Source organism: Actinoplanes ianthinogenes (assembly GCF_018324205.1).
In the GTDB taxonomy this organism is placed as follows: Bacteria; Actinomycetota; Actinomycetes; order Mycobacteriales; family Micromonosporaceae; genus Actinoplanes; species Actinoplanes ianthinogenes.
In genome coordinates this window covers 7,202,359-7,220,749 of the sequence record NZ_AP023356.1, presented here as the reverse complement: position 1 = coordinate 7,220,749, position 18,391 = coordinate 7,202,359, and the positions used below count along the sequence as shown (strand labels likewise).

Annotated in this window: 11 protein-coding genes; 4 read left to right on the top strand and 7 right to left on the bottom strand. The window is 72.4% G+C overall.

Features of this window, described 5'->3' with window-relative positions:
- Positions 1-50: 50 nt before the first annotated feature.
- From Aiant_RS32765 to Aiant_RS32750, 4 genes are read right to left on the bottom strand one after another with little or no spacing between them, the layout of a single operon-like run.
- A complete protein-coding gene (locus Aiant_RS32765; RefSeq protein WP_212847266.1) occupies positions 51-647 on the bottom strand; it encodes a GTP-binding protein in 597 nt (198 codons plus the stop codon).
- Positions 628-963: a DUF742 domain-containing protein gene (locus tag Aiant_RS32760; protein WP_189332819.1), complete on the bottom strand. Its 336-nt coding sequence runs from the start codon at positions 961-963 to the stop codon at positions 628-630. Before Aiant_RS32760 ends, Aiant_RS32765 begins: the two co-directional genes overlap by 20 nt.
- Positions 964-1,012: 49 nt before the next feature.
- Positions 1,013-1,438, bottom strand: a complete 426-nt coding sequence (locus Aiant_RS32755) for a roadblock/LC7 domain-containing protein (RefSeq protein WP_189332818.1) — start codon at positions 1,436-1,438, stop codon at positions 1,013-1,015.
- On the bottom strand, positions 1,435-3,615 hold the full coding sequence (locus tag Aiant_RS32750) for a sensor histidine kinase (protein WP_189332817.1): 2,181 nt from the start codon (positions 3,613-3,615) through the stop codon (positions 1,435-1,437). Before Aiant_RS32750 ends, Aiant_RS32755 begins: the two co-directional genes overlap by 4 nt.
- A 207-nt stretch (positions 3,616-3,822) precedes the next feature.
- On the opposite strand from Aiant_RS32750, the gene Aiant_RS32745 reads away from it, so the two are divergent.
- Entirely contained in the window at positions 3,823-6,990 is a 3,168-nt protein-coding gene (locus Aiant_RS32745; protein WP_189332816.1) for a penicillin acylase family protein, read from the top strand.
- A 186-nt stretch (positions 6,991-7,176) separates the two neighbouring features.
- Entirely contained in the window at positions 7,177-12,591 is a 5,415-nt protein-coding gene (locus Aiant_RS32740; RefSeq protein ID WP_425322633.1) for an ATP-binding protein, read from the top strand.
- Positions 12,592-12,704: 113 nt separating this feature from the next.
- Here Aiant_RS32740 and Aiant_RS32735 read toward each other — a convergent pair whose 3' ends face one another.
- Together Aiant_RS32735 and Aiant_RS32730 are read right to left on the bottom strand one after the other, a co-directional pair.
- Positions 12,705-13,271 carry a hypothetical protein gene (locus Aiant_RS32735; RefSeq protein ID WP_189333504.1) on the bottom strand — a complete coding sequence of 189 codons (567 nt, stop codon included), beginning with the start codon at positions 13,269-13,271 and terminating at the stop codon, positions 12,705-12,707.
- A 28-nt stretch (positions 13,272-13,299) separates the two neighbouring features.
- Positions 13,300-15,321: a M4 family metallopeptidase gene (locus tag Aiant_RS32730; protein WP_189333505.1), complete on the bottom strand. Its 2,022-nt coding sequence runs from the start codon at positions 15,319-15,321 to the stop codon at positions 13,300-13,302.
- A 395-nt stretch (positions 15,322-15,716) separates the two neighbouring features.
- Between Aiant_RS32730 and Aiant_RS32725 the strand changes: the two genes are divergently transcribed.
- Positions 15,717-17,066 carry a HAMP domain-containing sensor histidine kinase gene (locus tag Aiant_RS32725; RefSeq protein WP_189333506.1) on the top strand — a complete coding sequence of 450 codons (1,350 nt, stop codon included), beginning with the start codon at positions 15,717-15,719 and terminating at the stop codon, positions 17,064-17,066.
- 1 nt (position 17,067) lies between these two features.
- Here Aiant_RS32725 and Aiant_RS32720 read toward each other — a convergent pair whose 3' ends face one another.
- A complete protein-coding gene (locus tag Aiant_RS32720) occupies positions 17,068-17,742 on the bottom strand; it encodes a response regulator transcription factor (RefSeq protein WP_189333793.1) in 675 nt (224 codons plus the stop codon).
- Positions 17,743-17,788: 46 nt separating this feature from the next.
- Here Aiant_RS32720 and Aiant_RS32715 point away from each other — a divergent pair, with 46 nt between their 5' ends.
- Entirely contained in the window at positions 17,789-18,358 is a 570-nt protein-coding gene (locus Aiant_RS32715; protein WP_189333507.1) for a hypothetical protein, read from the top strand.
- The last annotated feature ends 33 nt before the right edge of the window (positions 18,359-18,391 follow it).

Genomic DNA, 18,391 nt, shown 5'->3' with positions numbered 1-18,391 from the left:
AGACGGGCGACGGGTCTTCTCCAGGCGGACTGCGGCCGGCCGTTCAGCGTCTACGCGGATGCGGCACGTTCCAGGCGGCGGGCCAGGACCCGTTCGGTGAGGGTGACCAGGACGGTCTTGACCGATTCGCGGCGGCGGGCGTCGCACTCGACCAGCGGCAGCTCGTCGGCGAGGCCGAGGGCCTCGCGGATCTCGCCGTGCGCGAAGCGGCGCGCGCCGTCGAAGGTGTTCACGCCGATGATGAACGGGATGTCGTGGTCCTCGAAGTAGTCGATGGCCGGGAAGCAGTCCTCGATCCGGCGGGTGTCGACCAGCACGATCGCGCCGAGCGCGCCGTCGACCAGGTCGTCCCAGAGGAACGCGAAGCGGTCCTGGCCGGGCGTGCCGAACAGGTAGAGCAGCAGCGCCTCGTCGAGGGTGATCCGGCCGAAGTCGAGCGCGACCGTGGTCGTGGTCTTCTGGGCGACCGCGGACGTGTCGTCCACGCCGATCGACTTCTCGGTCAGCTCGGCCTCGGTGACCAGCGGCTCGATCTCGGAGACCGCGCCGACGAAGGTGGTCTTGCCGACGCCGAAGCCGCCGCTGATGACGATTTTGACGGCCACCGGCGGCGAGGCGGCGACCGTTTCAGAGCGCCCGAACACGATCCCGGATCCTCTCGATCAGTGTGGTGGACAACTCGCCCGGCGTCTGGTCCACGAGCATGAAGCCTTCGGTGATCAGGTCGGCGACGATCACCCGGACGACGCCCAGTGGCAGGCCGAGCGCCGACGCCAGGTCCGCGATCGATCGCGGCGACTGGCATCGCTCGACGATCCGCCGGGCCTCGAAGCGCAGCGGCGCGGAGAGCGCGGCCGGGGTGGCGTAGAGCTGGGTCTCGATCCGCAGACCGTCGTGCATCGGCTCGGTGCGGCCGCCGGTGATCATGAAGGGGCGGACCATCGGCCCGTCTTCAGGGTTCATCTCGCCGGCTCCGCTGCGCTCCGGCGGCGCCGTGAAGGCGCGAGCTCGCTCATCGCTTGAGGTTCTGCCGGGACTCGGCGATCAGCGCCGGGGTCAGCAGGTCACCGAACCGCTCGGCGAGCCGGGAGATCTCGTAGCCGACCAGGCCCAGGTCGCTGTCCCCGCCGGCCACCACGCCGAGGCAGCTGCCGCCCGGGATCACCGAGATCACCAGGAAGCCGCGCCGCATCTCGATCATGATCAGCTTGAGCCCGTCGAAGTCGTAGCGGCGGGACGCGGTACGGGCCAGGCTGGCCATGCTGGAGACGATCGCGGCCAGCTGATCCGCCTCGGCGCGGCTCAGGCCGTCGGAGCCGGCGATCAGCAAGCCGTCCGAGGAGACGGCGACGGCGTCACGCACCCCGTCGGTCTGATGGACGAAGTTGCCGAGCATCCAGTTGAACTGGTGCCGGTCGGCGGGCGCTTCCACGGTCATCTGATCTCCTCGGAGGTCGCGGCGAAGGGGCGGGCGCCCCGCTCTATGCCGTCGCGCAGGGCGGTGAGGCGGTCGCGGACCGCGCCGGGGGCGTCGCTGACCGCGACGGTCGGTTCGTCCCGCGAGACGGGCACCGGGTCGCGGTCCGTCCGGCGGGCACGGGGGATGCGTTTGCGCAAACCATTCGCCGTACGCTCGGAGTCCAGTCCCGCGATGGCCGGGCGTTCGGTGACCACCACGTAGTCGACCTCCAGAGCCCGGGGCCGGATCCGCACCGGATCCGCCGTGCGCGGCTGCTCCAGGGCCGGCTCCGGCGCCGGCGCCGGCTCCACCTGCGCCGTCTCGGCGAGCAGCTCGGCCGGCAGGCTGATCCGCGCGGTCACCCCGGTCACCGCGGACGGGGTGAGCCGCACGTCGGCGTGCATCTCGGCGGCCAGCCGGCCGACCACGTAGTGCCCGAGGAACTTGGCCGGCCCGACCATGAAGTCGCCCTCGCCGCGCAGCCGCTGGTTGGCCCGGTTCAGGTCGTCGTCGCTCATCCCGACGCCCTGGTCGCAGATGGCGATCAGGTAACCGTCGCCGATCCGCCGCCCGTGGATCTCCACCTCCAGGTCCGGCGGGGAGAAGGTGAGTCCGTTCTCGATCAGCTCGGCGAGCATGTGGGCCAGCCCGCTGGCGACCGCGCCCTGCACCATGGCGTCGTCGAGGCGGCGCAGCACCACCCGGCGGTACTCCTCCACCTCGGACACCGCGGCCCGGATCACGTCGGCCAGCGGCAGCGGTTCCGGCCACTGCCGCGGGCTGGCCGCGCCGACCAGGACCAGCAGGCTCTCCGCGTTGCGCCGCATCCGGGTGGCCAGGTGGTCCAGCTCGAACAGGTTGGCCAGGCCGCCCGGGCTGGACTCCTCGCGTTCCAGCCGGGTGATGAATCCGAGCTGGCGGCGCAGCAGGTTCTGGTTGCGGCGGCCCAGGTCGGCCAGCGACTCGGCGGTGGTGCGCCGCAGCCGCGCCTGTTCGGTGGCCAGGGCGTACGCGGTGGTCTGCACCCGGTCGAACGCGGCGGCGACCCGGCGCACCTCGGCGCTCGCCCCGGGTGCCACCGGCACGTCGCCGGGCGGCCCGGTGTCCTCGCCGTCGGCGGCCCGGCGCACCGCGTCCGGCAGCCGGACGCCGGCCAGCCGGTCGGCCTCGCCGGCCAGCGCGGCGAGCGGCTCCGCCAGCGAGCGGGTGGCGCCGATCGCCAGGTAGGCCGAGCCGGCCAGGCAGAGCAGGACCACCGCGGAGAGCAGGCCGAGCCGCAGCGTGGCCCGGTCCCGCAGGTTCTCGGCGCGGGCCAGGGTCGTCGCACCGATCTGCTGGGCCAGCCCGGACATGTCGTCGAGCATCGTGGCCACCGCGGTCCACCAGGCGCCGGAGTCGGCGAGCAGGCTCTGCCGGTCGCCGGCGCGCAGCGCGGCCCGCTCCACGGCGTGCGCCCGGGTGGCCGCGTCGCTGCTCATCAGCTTGGTCTTGGCGGCCGCCGCGGCCGGGTCGGCGAACTCGTCGAACTCACCGAGCGACAGGTCCCGGGCCGCCACGATGTTCAGCAGCTCGGAGAACTGGCCGCTCTGGAAGCCGCCGGAGGTGATCACCCCGTCCAGGAACACCCACTCCTGCGCGGTCGACTCCTTGACCTCGGTGAGCATCTCCAGCGACTCGGCGCCGCGGCGCAGCTCCAGGTCGTCGACGATCTCCAGGTGCCGGGTGTCGTCGGCGAGGTGCTGGATCGCGCCGGTGTAGAAGTCGAAGGTCTGGTCCCGCTCGCCGTCGCCGGTGTCGGCCGCGGCCCGGATCCGGGCCAGGCCGTCCAGCCGGTCACCGCCGTCGCCGAGCGCCGAGGCCAGGTCGGCGCGCTTGGCGTCGACCCGCTGCCGGGCCGGGCCGATCCGGTCCCGGAAGGCGATGTTGCCGCCGAGCACCGCGACGGTCAGGCCGCGCTCGTTCTGGAGCTCCTGGATCAGGCCCTGCAACGCCAGGATCTGGGTGATCCGGCCGGCGGCGGCCGACGCGTCGCGATAGCGGGAGATCTCGTTGGCGTAGATCACCGCGAGCAGCGTCAGCATGGCCGCCAGGGGCAGGGCCAGCATCCGTACGACGCGCCCGCGGATGGTGTGGTCGCGCCCGGTGCTGCGCCGCATCGCCGGTACCCCCCAGTGGTGGTTCGAAGCCGTTCCGTGACCGCCGCCCAGGATTGGCGTCCATCAACGCCCGGTCAACACCCCGAACGGGGTCGTGCCCCGATCGGGGGACGCCGGGGCGCGGTTCGCTCTGGCGCCGCAATCCATCGACGTTTTAACATCTATGAACGATTTTCGCGTTCGAGCGTTCCCCGAAGGGACCCGTCCATGCGCCGACGCTTTTCGCAGCTCACCGCTGCCCTCTCCGCAACGCTCCTGACCACCGCAGTCCTCGTGCAGGTGAGCGAACAGCCGGCCACCGCGGCGTTCGCGACCAACGACTACTGCCTGGGCGAGTGCTCCGACATCCTGCCGCCCGGGCAGAACGGGGACGCCGATCTCGCACAGATCCTGGCCCACCAGGTGCTCGGCACCCAGCCGCCGCACGCCGACGACCAGCTCCGGCCGTACGCGAATCTGGCGTACAGCTACACCGGGCTGACTCCCGGCCAGATCAACTCCTTCTTCAACGACTCCTCCTACGGCGTGGCCTCGAACAACGTGGCCAGCACGGTGTCGCCGCGCGCGGACGTGACGATCGTGCGGGACTCCTCGCTCGGGATCCCGCACGTCACCGGCTCCACCCGGGCCGGGACGATGTTCGGCGCCGGGTACGCCGGGGCGCAGGACCGGCTGTTCCTGATGGACCTGATGCGGCACGTGGCGCGGGGCTCGCTCACCTCGTTCGCCGGTGGCGCCGAGGGCAACCGGGACCTGGAGCAGAGCGTCTGGCGCAACTCGCCGTACACCGAGGCCGACCTCCAGGCGCAGATCGACGCGCTGCGGGCGTCCGGCACCCGGGGCGCGCAGCTCTACGACGACGTGATCCAGTACCTGGCCGGCGTCAACAAGTACATCGACGACTGCATGGCCGCCCGGGACTGCCCCGGCGAGTACGTGCTGACCGGCCACCTGGACGCGATCACCAACGCCGGCGGCCCGGAGGACTTCGTGCCGACCGACCTGATCGCGGTGGCCGGGGTGATCGGTGGCCTGTTCGGCGGGGGCGGCGGCACCGAGATGCAGTCGGCGCTGGTCCGGATCGCGGCCCGGGCGAAATACGGCACCACCGCCGGTGACCAGGTCTGGCAGCAGTTCCGCTCGCAGAACGACCCGGAGACGGTGCTGACGCTGCACAACGGGCAGAGTTTCCCGTACGGCGCGGGCAACCCGAACGCGGCCGGTGTCGCCATGCCGGACGCCGGCAGCGCGGTCCCGCAGGAGATCGTCTTCGACAAGACCGGTTCCGCCGCCACCGGCGTCTCCGGCAGCAGCGCGATCGCCAAGTCGCTGAGCTCGCTGACCATCGGCGAGGCGAGCCGGGGCATGTCGAACGCGGCCGTGGTGTCGGCGGCGAACTCGGCCACCGGGCACCCGGTCGCCGTGTTCGGCCCGCAGACCGGGTACTTCGCGCCGCAGCTGCTGATGCTCCAGGAGTTGCAGGGGCCGGGGATCAGCAGCCGGGGCGTGGCGTTCAGCGGGCTCAACCTGTACACGCTGCTGGGCCGCGGACCGGATTACGCGTGGAGCGCCACGTCGTCGATCCAGGACATCACCGACACGTACGCGGTACGGCTGTGCAACGCCGACGGCAGCGCGCCGACCACGGCGTCCACGTCGTACCTGTACCACGGGACGTGCACGGCGATGGAGAACCTGACCCGGGCCAACGCGTGGAAGCCGACGACGGCCGACTCGACGGCGGCCGGGTCGTACCGGCTGACCGTGCAGCGCACCAGGTACGGCCTGGTGACCTGGCGGGGCACGGTGGGCGGGACGCCGGTGGCGTTCGCGCGGCTGCGCTCGACGTACGGGCACGAGGCGGACTCGGCGATCGGGTTCCAGATGTTCAACGAGCCGGAGCAGATGGGCAGCGCCGCGGCGTTCACCACGTCGGCCTCGCACATCCCGTTCGCGTTCAACTGGTTCTACGTCAACTCCACCGAGAACGCGATGTACACCTCCGGCGCCCAGCCGTCCCGGCCGTCCACCGTCGACCCGAACCTGCCGAACTGGGGTGACGCCGCGAACGAGTGGCTCAGCTGGAACGGCGGCACCGCGCACCCGCAGGCGGTGAACCAGGACTACTTCGTGAGCTGGAACAACAAGCAGGCGAAGGACTTCTCCGCGGCGGACGGCAACTTCAGCTTCGGCTCGGTGCACCGCGGCGACCTGCTGGACGCGCCGCTCAAGGCCGGCATCGTGGCCGGGACGAAGTACGACCGGGCGTCACTGCTCAAGGTGGTCGAGCAGGCCGGGCTGACCGACCTGCGCGGCAAGAAGGTGCTGCCGGTGCTGCTGCGGGTGATCGACACCGCCACGGTCACCGACGCCACCCAGGCCGCCGCGGTCGCCAAGCTGCGCACCTGGCTCACCAACGGCGCGCTGCGCAAGGAGACGGCGGCCGGCAGCAAGGCGTACGCCGACGCCGACGCCATCCGGATCTTCGACGCCTGGTGGCCGAAGCTGGTGCAGGCGCAGTTCGCCACCGGGCTGGGCACCGATCTGTTCGGCTCCCTGGTGGACGCGTTGCAGATCAACGAGTCGCCGTCCGGCGGGCAGACCGGGCCGGTCTCCGGCCTGCCGACCTCGGCCAACGAGTCGCAGGCCCACAAGGGATCGTCCTTCCAGTACGGCTGGTGGGGCTGGGTCGACAAGGACCTGCGCTCGGTGCTCGGCGACGCGGTGCCGAACTGGTCCACGAAGTACTGCGGCGGCGGAGCGATCGGCGCCTGCCGGAGCGCCCTGCTGACCAGCCTGAGCAGCGCTCTCGCCGAGCCGGCCGCGACCACCTACCCGGCTGACGCCCACTGCTCGGCGGGCGACCAGTGGTGCGCCGACGCGATCCTCCAGTCGCCGCTGGGCGGGATCACGCACTCCCTGATCGGCTGGCAGAACCGGCCGACGTACCAGCAGGTGGTGTCCTTTCCCGCGAAGCGGGGTGACGCGGTGAGCAACCTGGCCGCCGGGAAGAGCGTCAGCGCGTCGAGCACGCAGCTCGGGTATCCGGCGAGCAACGCGGTCGACGGCAAGCCGGGCAGCCGGTGGGCCAGCTCGTGGTCGGACAACCAGTGGCTCCGGGTGGACCTGGGCGCCACCACGCGGGTCGCCCGGGTGGTGGTCTCCTGGGAGTCGGCCTACGCGTCGGCGTACAAGATTGAAACCTCGGCCGATGGCAGCACCTGGACCCCGGTGGCGGCCGTGGCCGGGAGCGACGGCGGCATCGACACCGTCGTGACGACGCCGGTCGATGCGCGGTATGTCCGGCTGACCGGGCAGACCCGGGCGACGAAGTACGGCCTCTCGATATATGAGATGGAGATCTACTCTCATTGATGGGTTGCGCTGGCCGGTCCTACTGCTCAGTAGTACCGGCCAGTAACCCCTAGACGCATCCGGAGCAGGGCGGTTAACCCTCAACTCGCCTTACCACCTGTAGTCTCCTGGCGAAGGTTTTTGCCGAGGTAAGGGCTCGATCGGGTGTTCAAACGAATCGCCATCGTCAACCGTGGTGAAGCCGCGATGCGGCTCATTCACGCCGTCCGGGAGCTCGCCGCGGAGACCGGCGCGCAGATCGAGACCGTCGCGTTGTACACCGACGTCGACCGGACCGCCACCTTCGTCCGCGAGGCCGACATCGCGTACGACCTGGGTCCCGCCGCCTCCCGGCCGTATCTGGACCTCAAGGGTCTGGAGCACGCGCTGGTGCAGACCGGGGCGGACGCCGCCTGGGTCGGCTGGGGCTTCGTCGCCGAGGACCCGGCGTTCGCGGAGCTGTGCGACCGGATCGGGATCACGTTCATCGGCCCGAGCGCCGACGCCATGCGCAAGCTCGGCGACAAGATCGGCTCCAAGCTGATCGCCGAGGAGGTCGGCGTGCCGGTCGCGGCCTGGAGCCGCGGCCCGGTGGAGACGCTGGAGGCCGCGCTGGAGGCGGCCGAGCGGATCGGGTATCCGCTGATGCTCAAGGCCACCGCCGGTGGTGGTGGGCGCGGCATCCGCAAGGTGGCCTCCGCCGAGGAGCTGGCCGACGCCTACGAGCGGACCAGCCAGGAGGCGGCCCGCGCCTTCGGCAGCGGCATCGTGTTCCTGGAGCGCCTGGTCACCGGCGCCCGCCACGTCGAGGTGCAGGTCATCTCGGACGGGCAGGGCACCGCGTGGGCGATCGGCGTGCGGGACTGCTCGGTGCAGCGCCGCAACCAGAAGGTGATCGAGGAGTCGGCGTCCCCGGTGATGCCGCCGGAGCGGGCCGCCGAGCTCAAGGCGTCCGCCGAGCGGCTCGCCGTCAAGGTGGGCTACCGCGGCGCGGCGACCGTCGAGTTCCTGTACCACCCCGGTGAGGATCTGCTCGCCTTCCTCGAGGTCAACACCCGGCTCCAGGTCGAGCACCCGATCACCGAGTACGTGACCGGCACCGACCTGGTCAAGCTCCAGATCCACGTGGCCTCGGGCAACCGCCTGGAGGGTGACCGGCCGGTCGAGCGCGGGCACGCCATCGAGGCCCGGCTCAACGCCGAGGACCCGGACCGCGACTTCGCGCCCTCCCCCGGCAAGATCGTGCGGCTGGAGTTCCCGGCCGGCCCCGGCATCCGGGTGGACACCGGCGTCAGCGAGGGCGACAGCATCCCCGGCGACTTCGACTCGATGATCGCCAAGGTGATCGCGTACGGGAAGGACCGGGACGAGGCGCTCGGCCGGCTGCGCCGCGCGATGGCCGAGACCACGGTCGTCATCCAGGGCGGCGCCACCAACAAGAGCTTCGTGCTCGACCTGCTCGACCAGCCCGAGGTGATCGACGGCAGCGCCGACACCGGCTGGATCGACCGGGTCCGCGCCGAGGGCCGGCTGGTCTCCGACCGGCACTCCGGCGTGGCCCTCGCGGCCGCCGCGATCGAGGCGTACGAGGACGAGGAGCACGTCGAGCAGCAGCGCCTGCTCTCCACCGCGTTCGGCGGGCGGCCGCAGGTGCGGCACGAGAGCGGGGCGCCGCTCGACCTGAAGCTGCGCGGCGCGACGTACCGGGTCCGGGTGGCCCGGGTCGGCGCGCACCGGTTCCGGGTCGGCATCGAGGCCGGCGACGACGTCCGCCTGGCCGACGTCACCCTGGAGCGCTTCGACGAGCACAGCGGCCGGATCGTGGTCAACGGCGTACGCCACCGGCTGCTCACCGGCACGCACGGCGCGATCACCCTGGTCGAGGTGGACGGCGTCACCCACCGGATCAGCCGGGACGAGGGCGGCGTGCTGCGCTCCCCGATGCCCGCCCTGGTGGTGGCCACCCCCCTGGAGGCGGGCGCCGAGGTCGAGGCCGGCGCGCCGGTGCTCGTCCTGGAGGCCATGAAGATGGAGGCGGTGCTGCGCGCACCGTTCCGGGCCCGGGTCAAGGAGGTGCTGGTCGCGGTCGGCAGCAAGGTCGACGCCGGCGCCGCGCTGCTGCGCCTGGAGCCGGTCGGCGGCGACGAGGCCGCCGAGGCCGCCGCCACCACGACCGCCCCGATCGACCTGCCCGCGGCGCCGGACGGGCAGCCCGCCCGGCAGCGTGCCGCCCGCGGTCAGGAGGACCTGCGCAGCCTGCTGCTCGGCTTCGACGTCGACCCGCACGACGAGCGCCGGGTGCTCGACGACTACCTGGCCGCCCGGGCCGTCGCGATCGAGGAGGGCCGGCGGCCGCTGGACCGCGAGGTCGAGCTGATCGAGGTCTTCGCCGACCTGGCCGAGCTGAGCCGTAACCGGCCGGCCGGCGAGGAGCCCGGCGACACCCACGTGCACAGCGCCCGGGAGTACTTCCACACCTACCTCCAGAGCCTCGACGTGGAGCGGGCCGGCCTGCCGGCGTCGTTCCAGACCAAGCTCGGCAAGGCGCTCGGCCACTACGGCGTCACCGAGCTGGAGCGCACCCCGGACCTGGAGGCCGCGGTCTTCCGGATCTTCCTGGCCCAGCAGCGCGCCACCGCCGACGCGGCGGTCGTCGCCGCCCTGCTGCGCGCCTGGCTCCAGGAGCCGCCGCCGGACACCGCCCTGCACGAGCCGGCCGGGCTCGCCCTGGAACGCCTGGTCGCCGCGACCCAGGTGCGTTTCCCGGCGGTCGCCGACCTGGCCCGTGGCGTGGTGTTCAAGTGGTTCGGCCAGCCGCTGCTGCGCCGCAACCGCGCCCGGGTCTACGCGGAGATCCGCAAACACCTGCGGCACCTGGACGAGTTCCCGCAGGCCGCGGACCGCGCGGACCGGATCGCGTCGATGGTGCGCAGCACGGAGCCGCTGGTGCGGTTGCTCGGCCAGCGCCTGGTCCGCCACAACCTGGACAATGCGGTGCTGCTGGAGGTGCTCACCCGCCGGTACTACGGCAACAAGGGACTGAGCAGCGTCACGGCGGTCACCTCGCAGAACGTCGCCTTCGTCGTCGCGGAACGGGACGGCTCCCGCGTCGTCTCGGCCGCCGAGCGCTTCGAGAAACTGGGCGCCGCCCTCGCCGGGCTCGCCGAGCTGGCCGAGGCCGACGGCGCCATCGACGCCGACATCTACCTCGCCTGGGAGGGCCAGCCGGCCGACACCGAGGAGCTGGCCACCGCGCTGCACGAGGTGGTCAGCGGGGTGCCGCTGCCGCCGCAGGTGCGCCGGGTGACCGCCACGGTCGCCGGGCGCAGCGGCGCGGTCATGCACCACCACTTCACGTTCCGGCCGTCCACCACCGGGATGGAGGAGGAGCGACTGATCCGGGGGCTGCACCCGTACATCGCGCAGCGCATGCAGCTGGAGCGCCTCCGCAAGTTCGACCTGACCCGGCTGCCCTCGGCCGACGAGGAGATCTACCTCTTCCAGTGCGTCGCCCGGGAGAACCCGGCCGACGACCGGCTCGTCGCGTTCGCCCAGATCCGGGACCTGACCGAGCTGCGGGAGCAGGACGGCCGCCTGGTCGCCCTGCCGACCACCGAGGACACCATCAGCACCTGCCTGGACGGCATCCGGCGCGCCCAGTCCCGGCGCCCGTCGGACAAGCGGTTCAACACCAACCGGATCGTCATCTACGTGTGGCCGGAGCTCGGCCTCACCGAGGCCGAGATGGAGATGATCGCCCGCCGGGTGTCGCCGACCACGGCCGGCGCCGGCCTGGAGGAGATCCTGTTCATCGCCCGGCGGCGCGACGAGAAGACCGGCGAGCTGGTGAAGGTGAACGTGCGGATCACGTTCAGCGCCACCGGCGGGACCGAGCTGATCGTCGGACCGCCGACCAGCGACCCGGTCGAGCCGCTCGACGGCTACCGGCAGAAGGTGCTCCGGGCCAGCAGCAGGAACACCGTTTATCCGTACGAGCTGGTGGAGTTCCTCGGTACGTTCTCCGAGTACGACCTGGACGAGCAGCACGCCCTGGTCCCGGTCGACCGGCCGAAGGGCAGGAACACCTCCGCCCTGGTCGCGGGGGTGGTCCGCACGGTCACCTCCCGGCATCCGGAGGGGATCGCCCGGGTCGTGCTGCTCGGTGACCCGACCAAGTCGCTCGGCGCGCTCTCCGAGCCGGAGTGCCGCCGGGTCATCGCCGCCCTCGACCTCGCCGATCGACTCGGCGTGCCGCTGGAGTGGTACGCACTGTCCTCAGGCGCGCGGATCTCGATGAGTTCCGGCACCGAGAACATGGACTGGGTCGCCGCCGCGCTCAAACGGATCGTCGAGTTCACCCAGGCCGGCGGCGAGATCAACATCGTGGTCGCGGGGATCAACGTCGGCGCCCAGCCGTACTGGAACGCCGAAGCCACCATGCTCATGCACACCAAGGGCATCCTCGTCATGACCCCGGACTCGGCGATGGTCCTGACCGGCAAACAGTCCCTGGACTTCTCCGGCGGCGTCTCGGCCGAGGACAACTTCGGCATCGGCGGCTACGACCGGGTGATGGGCCCCAACGGCCAGGCCCAGTACTGGGCACCGAACCTGATGGCCGCCCGCGACGTCCTCATGGCCCACTACGAACACACCTACGTCGTCCCCGGCGAGACCGGGCCGCGACCGGTGGCCACATCCGACCCCGCCTCCCGCGACATTTCGGACTTCCCGCACGTGGTCGACGGCAGCGACTTCACCACCGTCGGCGAGATCTTCTCCCCGACGGCGAACCCGGACCGCAAAAAGCCGTTCGACATCCGTACGGTCATGCGCGCTCTCGCCGACCAGGACCACCCCGTCCTGGAACGCTGGGCCGGGATGGCCGACGCCGAAACCGCCGTCGTGCAGGACGCCCACCTCGGCGGCCAGCCCGTCTGCCTGCTCGGCATCGAATCCCGCTCGGTACCCCGGCGCGGGTTCCCGCCCACCGACGGCCCGGACACCTACACCGCCGGCACCCTGTTCCCCCGCTCCTCGAAGAAGGCGGCCCGGGCGATCAACGCGGCCAGCGGCAACCGGCCCCTGGTCGTACTCGCCAACCTCTCCGGCTTCGACGGCTCCCCCGAATCCATGCGCAAACTCCAACTCGAATACGGCGCCGAGATCGGCCGGGCCATCGTCAACTTCCAGGGCCCGATCGTGTTCACCGTCATCTCCCGCTACCACGGCGGCGCGTTCGTCGTCTTCTCCAAGGCGCTGAACCCGAACATGACCGTCCTGGCTCTGGAGGGCTCGTTCGCCTCCGTGCTCGGCGGGGCACCGGCCGCCGCCGTGGTCTTCACCGGTGACGTGAACGCGCGGACGGCGACCGATCCGCGGGTGACCGAGCTCCAGGCCCGGGTCTCGGCGGCCAGCGGGGCGGACCGCAGCGCACTCGCGGCCGAGCTGGACGAGCTGCGCTCGTCGGTGCGGGCGGAGAAGCTCGGCGAGGTGGCGGCCGAGTTCGACAGGGTGCACAGCATCCAGCGGGCCGTCGAGGTCGGCTCGGTCGACGCGGTGATCAAGGCCGCCGAGCTGCGGCCACGGATCATCGAGGCGATCCGGGGACGCCAGTCCTGATCCACTGGTAGGACGACATCCGCTTGCAGGACGACATCCGCTTGCAGGGCGACTTCCGCTTGCAGGACGACGACGCCGGCGGGCCACCGGATCACGGTGGCCCGCCGGCGTCGTCAGTTCCGGAACAGACCCGCGATCAGGGTCAGCACCGGGTGTTGCGCGATGGTGTGTGACGCGTCGCAGCCGTACACGGCGGTGGTCACCGACGCGCTGACGATCTCGTACTGGTAGCCGTCGGCGCACACCGCCGGCGACGCCGAGGGCGTCCATCGACCGGCGAACTCGGGCGCCGTCAGCAGCCGGCGCAGTTCGGCCATCGTGCCGGCGGACAGCGAGGTCCGCGCGGGCGGCTGCCCCCGATGGGTCACCGCCGCCGAGCCGTCGGCCGCGATGACCACGCGGTCGTCGACGCCGGCGAAGCCTCCCCGGCGCGTCACGGTCAGCGGGAACGCCTTCTCGGCCGCCCCGGTCGCCTCGGTCGCCTCGGTCCCGGCCGGCTCGCTCGCCCCGGCCGGCTCGCTCGCCCCGGCGGCCGCGGTCGTCTCGGCGGTTTCGGTCGCCGCCGGCGAGGACGCCGGCGGCGTGCTCCCCGAGGCCGCACCGTCAATGTTGTCCGCGCACCCGGCCACGCCGCTGAGCAGCAGCGCGACCAGGATCACGGGAAGGCGCGACGTACGCACCTCGGCCCCCTCCTTCGTGGTACCGGCCTCAGCTGCCGGTGGGTGCGTTCCAGCCGAGCACGGCGTTGCCGGACCCGGCGTACGAGACAATCCGGTACCGGTAGGTCCCGGCGGTTCCGGTGTACGCGAGGTTCTCCCGCGCCGTCTCACCGGTCGAGCGGGCCACGTTGGTCCACCGCCCGTTCACGTTCTTGTCCAGGTAGAGGTCGAAGTCGGCCCCGGACGGACCGGCCAGGCAGGCGGCGTGCCGGCCGCTGCTCGCGGTGAAGGTGCTGGTCACCGCGGTCGCTCCGGCGGCGACGGCGCCGCTGTCGTGCGAGGCGAAACCGGTCTGGCAGTCACCCGACGGCGTGCCGGTCGGCGAGCCGGTGCCGGTCGGCGTGGCCGTTGCCGTGGCGGTCGGCGTGGCGGTGGCGGTGGCGGTCGGCGTCGCGGCGGGGCTGCTGGGGGCGCCGCCGGTGCAGGACGGCTCGCCCGCGGCGGCCGGGACGCTGACCGCGTTCCACGCCGCCTTGACGGTGGCGCACTCGGTGCCGTTGCCGAACAGCTGCGCCGCCGCGGCCACTGAGGCGGCCCGGGCCTTCGCGTGCGTCCAGCCGCTGGTCTTGCGCATCAGCGTGGCCATGTAGATCTTGCCGGCCTTCCGGATGCCCAGGCCGGTCACCGTGCTGTTGTTGCAGGTCGGACTGGCCGGCTGCCCGTTGGTGGGCCGGCTGCCCTCGGCGAGCAGGTAGAACCAGTGGTTCTGCGGACCCGCCGCGGCGTGCACCTCGGTGCTGGGGATGGCGCTGGAGAAGCAGTTCGGGTCGCCGAGCTTCGACGGGTCGGCCATGTTGCGGATCGGTCCGCTGCCGGCCAGGTTGGCCATCTCGCCCACGGTGTAGTCACCGGGGTCGTGCGCGTCGTTCGCGAAGAACTCGGTCAGCGCGCCGAAGATGTCGCCGGTGGACTCGTTCAGGCCGCCGGCCTCGTTGCCGCTGCTCGACCCGCCCGGGGTGAACTGGTTGATGGCGTGCCCGAACTCGTGGCCCAGCACGTCCATCACGGTGAGCAGCCGCCGGTTGTCGGAGGAGTGCCCGATCTCGACCCGCGAGCCGTTCCAGAACGCGTTGACGTCGTCCAGGCCCAGCCGGATCGGGAAGGCGTGGCCGTTGCCGTCGATGCCGTCGCGGCCCAGCCAGTCCCGCAGCATGTTCCACTCCTGCGAGACGGTGTACATCGCGTCGACGCAGCCGGTGACCAGGTCGGTGGCGTTGCCGGTGCCCCAGGTGTCGGTCGTGGCGCTGAACGCGGCGCCGTTCTGCCCGCCGCACTGGAGCCCGGGACGCGTCGGGTCGGTCAGGGTGAACCGGCCGCCCGAGCCGGTGGTGCTGATCGTCACGTCGCCGTAGTAGGCGCCGTGCCCGGTGGCGTCCACGACGTCGTCGCGGGTCAGGTCGCTCAGCACCTTGCCGGTGCTCGCGTCCACGAACACGTGCAGGTGGCTGGGGACCAGGGCGCCGTCGACCCGCTTGCGGCCGGAGAGGATCACCTCGTACGCCAGGATCCCGGCCTCGCGGGCGACCACCTTGAGGGTGCTGCCGTCCACGGAGTCGACCTTGGCCAGCTGCCGCCGCGCCGTGCGGACGGCCGCCTTGGCGGAGACCTTCGCCGTGGTGCCGACGGACAGCGCCTGGTCCTGGGCCACGTAGTTGCCGAGCACCGAGCCGTTGGCGTCGGTGACCACGACCGCGTCGCCGCCCTCGACCGGCAGGCCCTGGTACGACCGGGTGTACGAGACGTACTGGAGGCCGGCCTGGCTGACCACCTGGCGGCGGACCAGCTCGTCGTGGCCGCTCTTGAAGAACAGCTTCGGCTTCTTCGCCACCAGGGCGGCCGCGGAGGACGTCGCCCGGGATGTGGCGACCGCCGTCGGGACCGAGCCGGGGGTGGTGGGCTCGGCCTTGGCCGCCGGGGACGTGGCCGCGTTCCCGTCCGGCATGGTGAGGGCGAGGGAGCCGGCGACGGTGACCGCCGCGATCCCGGCCGCCAGGGCGACTTTGTGTTTCAACGGTGCTCCTTGCACGAGTGATCGCGGCGCCGACGCCGGGTGGTGCCCGGTCGTCCCGCCGTCGCGAGCTGAGGGAATGCTCGGCTGTCGAGCGAGGGCCAGTTTTCGGGCGCGGGAATGACCGCGTCAATGCGCTTAAGAAATGCTTAACCATCGATAAGGCTGAGGTTCAGCGTCTTACGGAGGGCTTTCGCCAAGCTTTATCGAGCCGACGCCGGACATCGACGACAGGTACCCGTATCGTCACCGGTCGCCCTGGCCAGCCGGGGAGCGGTCCGTGATCGTACCGAAAGCTGGTCTTCCGGCGCTCTTAAGATTCCACCGGCGAGAATCGCGCGGATCACCAGCGACCGCTATGGTCGGCACCTGATCTTTCCATTAGCGGCGGTCGGGGAATGAGACGCAGTTATGTTTGGGTCGCCCTCGCGGTGACCACACTGGTGGCGCTGGCGTTCGTCATCCCGCTCGCCATGCTCGTGCGCACCGCGGTCCGGGATCGCGCGCTGCGCGAGGCGGAGCGGCAGGCTCTCGGGCTGTCGGCCGTGCTGGTGGTCGCCACCGATCGCGACCTGGTCCTCAACTCGATCATGAGCACCGAGGCCGGCAAGCAGGGACAGTTGGCGGCGCACCTGCCCAGGCTCGGGACGGTCGGCACCTCGCGGGTCGACACCGGCGCCGTCGGGCGCGTCCGGCAGCGGCAGGTCGCCACCACCGTCCAGGTGGCCGGGGGCCAGGTGTACCTGAGGCCGGTGGCGCTGCCCGAGGGACTGACCGCGGTGATCGAGGTCTACGTGCCGGCCGACGCCCTGCGCGCCGGCGTCGGCCTGGCCTGGCTGGTGCTGATCGGCGAGGCGATCGTGCTGGTGGGCGTCTCGACGTTGCTGGCCGACCGGCTCGCCGCCCGGGTCGTGCGGGCCAGCCAGGACCTGGCCCGGACCGCCACCGCCCTGGGGGCGGGCAGCCTGCATGCCCGGGTCCGCCCGAGCGGCCCGCGGGAGATCGAGGACGTCGGCGGCGCGCTGAACGTGCTCGCCGACCGGTTCACCGAGCTGCTGGCCACCGAGCGAGCCCTCGCGGCGAACCTGTCACACCGGCTCCGGGTGCCACTGACGGCGCTGCGGCTGAACACCGAGACGCTGTCGCCCGGCGCCGACCGCGACCGGCAGGCACGGCTGGTCGACCGCCTGGAACAGGAGATCAACGCCGTGATCGTCGAGGCCGCGCGGCCGCTGGCGGCCCGGCCCCGGCTGCGCTGCGACCTGGGCGCCGTGGTGGCCGACCGGACCGAGTTCTGGGGCGCGCTCGCCGAGGACCAGGGCCGGCCGTGGCAGACGCAGCCGCCGCCGTCCGGCATCACCGTGCCGGCCGCCTTCTCGATGGTCGCCGAGGCCCTCGACGTCCTGCTGGGCAACGTCTTCCACCACACCCCGGAGACCGCCGCCTGCCGGGTGTCGGTGCAGCGGGGCCCGGACTGGGCATCGGTCACCGTCGACGACGCCGGCCCGGGATTCCGGGACGCGGAGGCCGCCGTCTCCCGGGGCGCGAGCGGCGCCGACTCGACGGGCCTGGGCCTGGACATCGCCCGGCGGCTCGCCGCCGACACCGGCGGCCGGCTCACCGTGGGGCGCAGCGACCTGGGCGGCGCGCAGGTCGTGCTGACCCTCGGCGTGGCGGGCGACGACACCCCCGCTCCGGAGTCCCGGCCGGGACTGTGGCGACGGCTCGGCGGCGCGCATGCCCGTTAGCTCAGCCGGTGGCCTCCGGCGCGGACAGCCGGATGCCGACCCCGCGCACGGTGTGCAGGTAACGCGGCGCCGCCGCGCGCTCGCCGAGCTTGCGGCGCAGCCAGGTCACGTGCACGTCGACGGTCTCCGGCGAGCGGCCCTCCGGACCCCAGACGTCGTCGAGCACCTGGCGCCGGGTGACCACCTTGCCGGCCCGGCGCATGAGGTAGGCCAGCAGGTCGAACTCCAGCCGGGAGAGCTGCAGCGGCGCGCCGTCGAGCGAGGCGGTCCGCCCGTCCGGATCGAGCTCGATCCCGCCCACCGTCAGCGTCGTGCCGGCCGGACCGGGGGCGCGCCGCAGCACCGCGGCGATCCGTGCCTCCAGCTGCTCGGCCGAGTACGGCTTCACCACGTAGTCGTCGGCGCCGGCCCGCAGCAGGCGGATCATCTCGCTCTCCTCGCCACGCGCGGTGGCGACGACCACCGGCACCGCGGACGCCGAGCGGATGCCGCGCAGCACCGCGGCGCCGTCGAGATCCGGCAGGTTGAGGTCGAGAACCACGACGTCGGGGGGCCGGCGGGTCAGCTCGCGCAGCCCGTCGAGCGCGGTCTCGCAGAGCCGCACGGCGTGCCCGGCCATGGACAGGAGCCGGTCGACCGCCTCCCGGATGTCGCGATCATCCTCGATCACCAGCACGTCCGCCATGGCCTCAATCTATCGATCCACAAGGAGGGCCGTCACCATGGGCCGTAGCTGGCGATTCGTCCTGGCGTGGCTGTCCGCCGCGGTCGCCGCCGTCACCGTCTCGTGGCTCGGTGTCCGGCTCGGCGTCGCGCCCGCGATCACCGACGAGGCGCCCGTGGCGATCGACGTGAACCGCCGGTACACCGAGGTCCGGTTCGGCGCCGCCGACGCCCTGCCCTCGGTCACGCCGTCCACGCCGCCGCCGAGCAGCTCGCCGTCCCGGTCGCGCCGGAAGCCGTCCAGCCCGGCGACCACCAGGCCGGCGACCCCGCGGCCGACGCCGTCCCGGCCCTCGGCCACCCCGTCGGCGAGCCCGTCGCCGACGGCGCCCGACCTGCGGCCGCGTTACCGGGTCGAGGCCGAGGGCGGCGACGTGATCGCCGCGTACTCGTCGACCCGGATCGACGTGGTCGGCACCGAACCCGTGCCCGGCTACACGGTGACGGTGACCAGGCGCAGCAACACGCTGGTCGTCGTCCGGCTCGCCGGGCCCTCGCACGCCTCGGCCGTCACGCTGTACTGGAACGCCGGCCCGGGTGCGCAGATCGTCGAGGAGTACGGCGGCTGATCTCCGGAAAACTGTCGGTGCCCACTGGCACAA

Excerpts from the sequence above, each read along its gene's own strand:
- Aiant_RS32760 (WP_189332819.1), bottom strand. The coding sequence starts at position 963 with ATGAACCCTGAAGACGGGCCGATGGTCCGCCCCTTCATGATCACCGGC.
- Aiant_RS32755 (WP_189332818.1), bottom strand. The coding sequence starts at position 1,438 with ATGACCGTGGAAGCGCCCGCCGACCGGCACCAGTTCAACTGGATGCTC.
- Aiant_RS32750 (WP_189332817.1), bottom strand. The coding sequence starts at position 3,615 with ATGCGGCGCAGCACCGGGCGCGACCACACCATCCGCGGGCGCGTCGTA.
- Aiant_RS32745 (WP_189332816.1), top strand. The coding sequence starts at position 3,823 with ATGCGCCGACGCTTTTCGCAGCTCACCGCTGCCCTCTCCGCAACGCTC.
- Aiant_RS32740 (WP_425322633.1), top strand. The coding sequence starts at position 7,177 with ATGCGGCTCATTCACGCCGTCCGGGAGCTCGCCGCGGAGACCGGCGCG.
- Aiant_RS32725 (WP_189333506.1), top strand. The coding sequence starts at position 15,717 with ATGAGACGCAGTTATGTTTGGGTCGCCCTCGCGGTGACCACACTGGTG.
- Aiant_RS32715 (WP_189333507.1), top strand. The coding sequence starts at position 17,789 with ATGGGCCGTAGCTGGCGATTCGTCCTGGCGTGGCTGTCCGCCGCGGTC.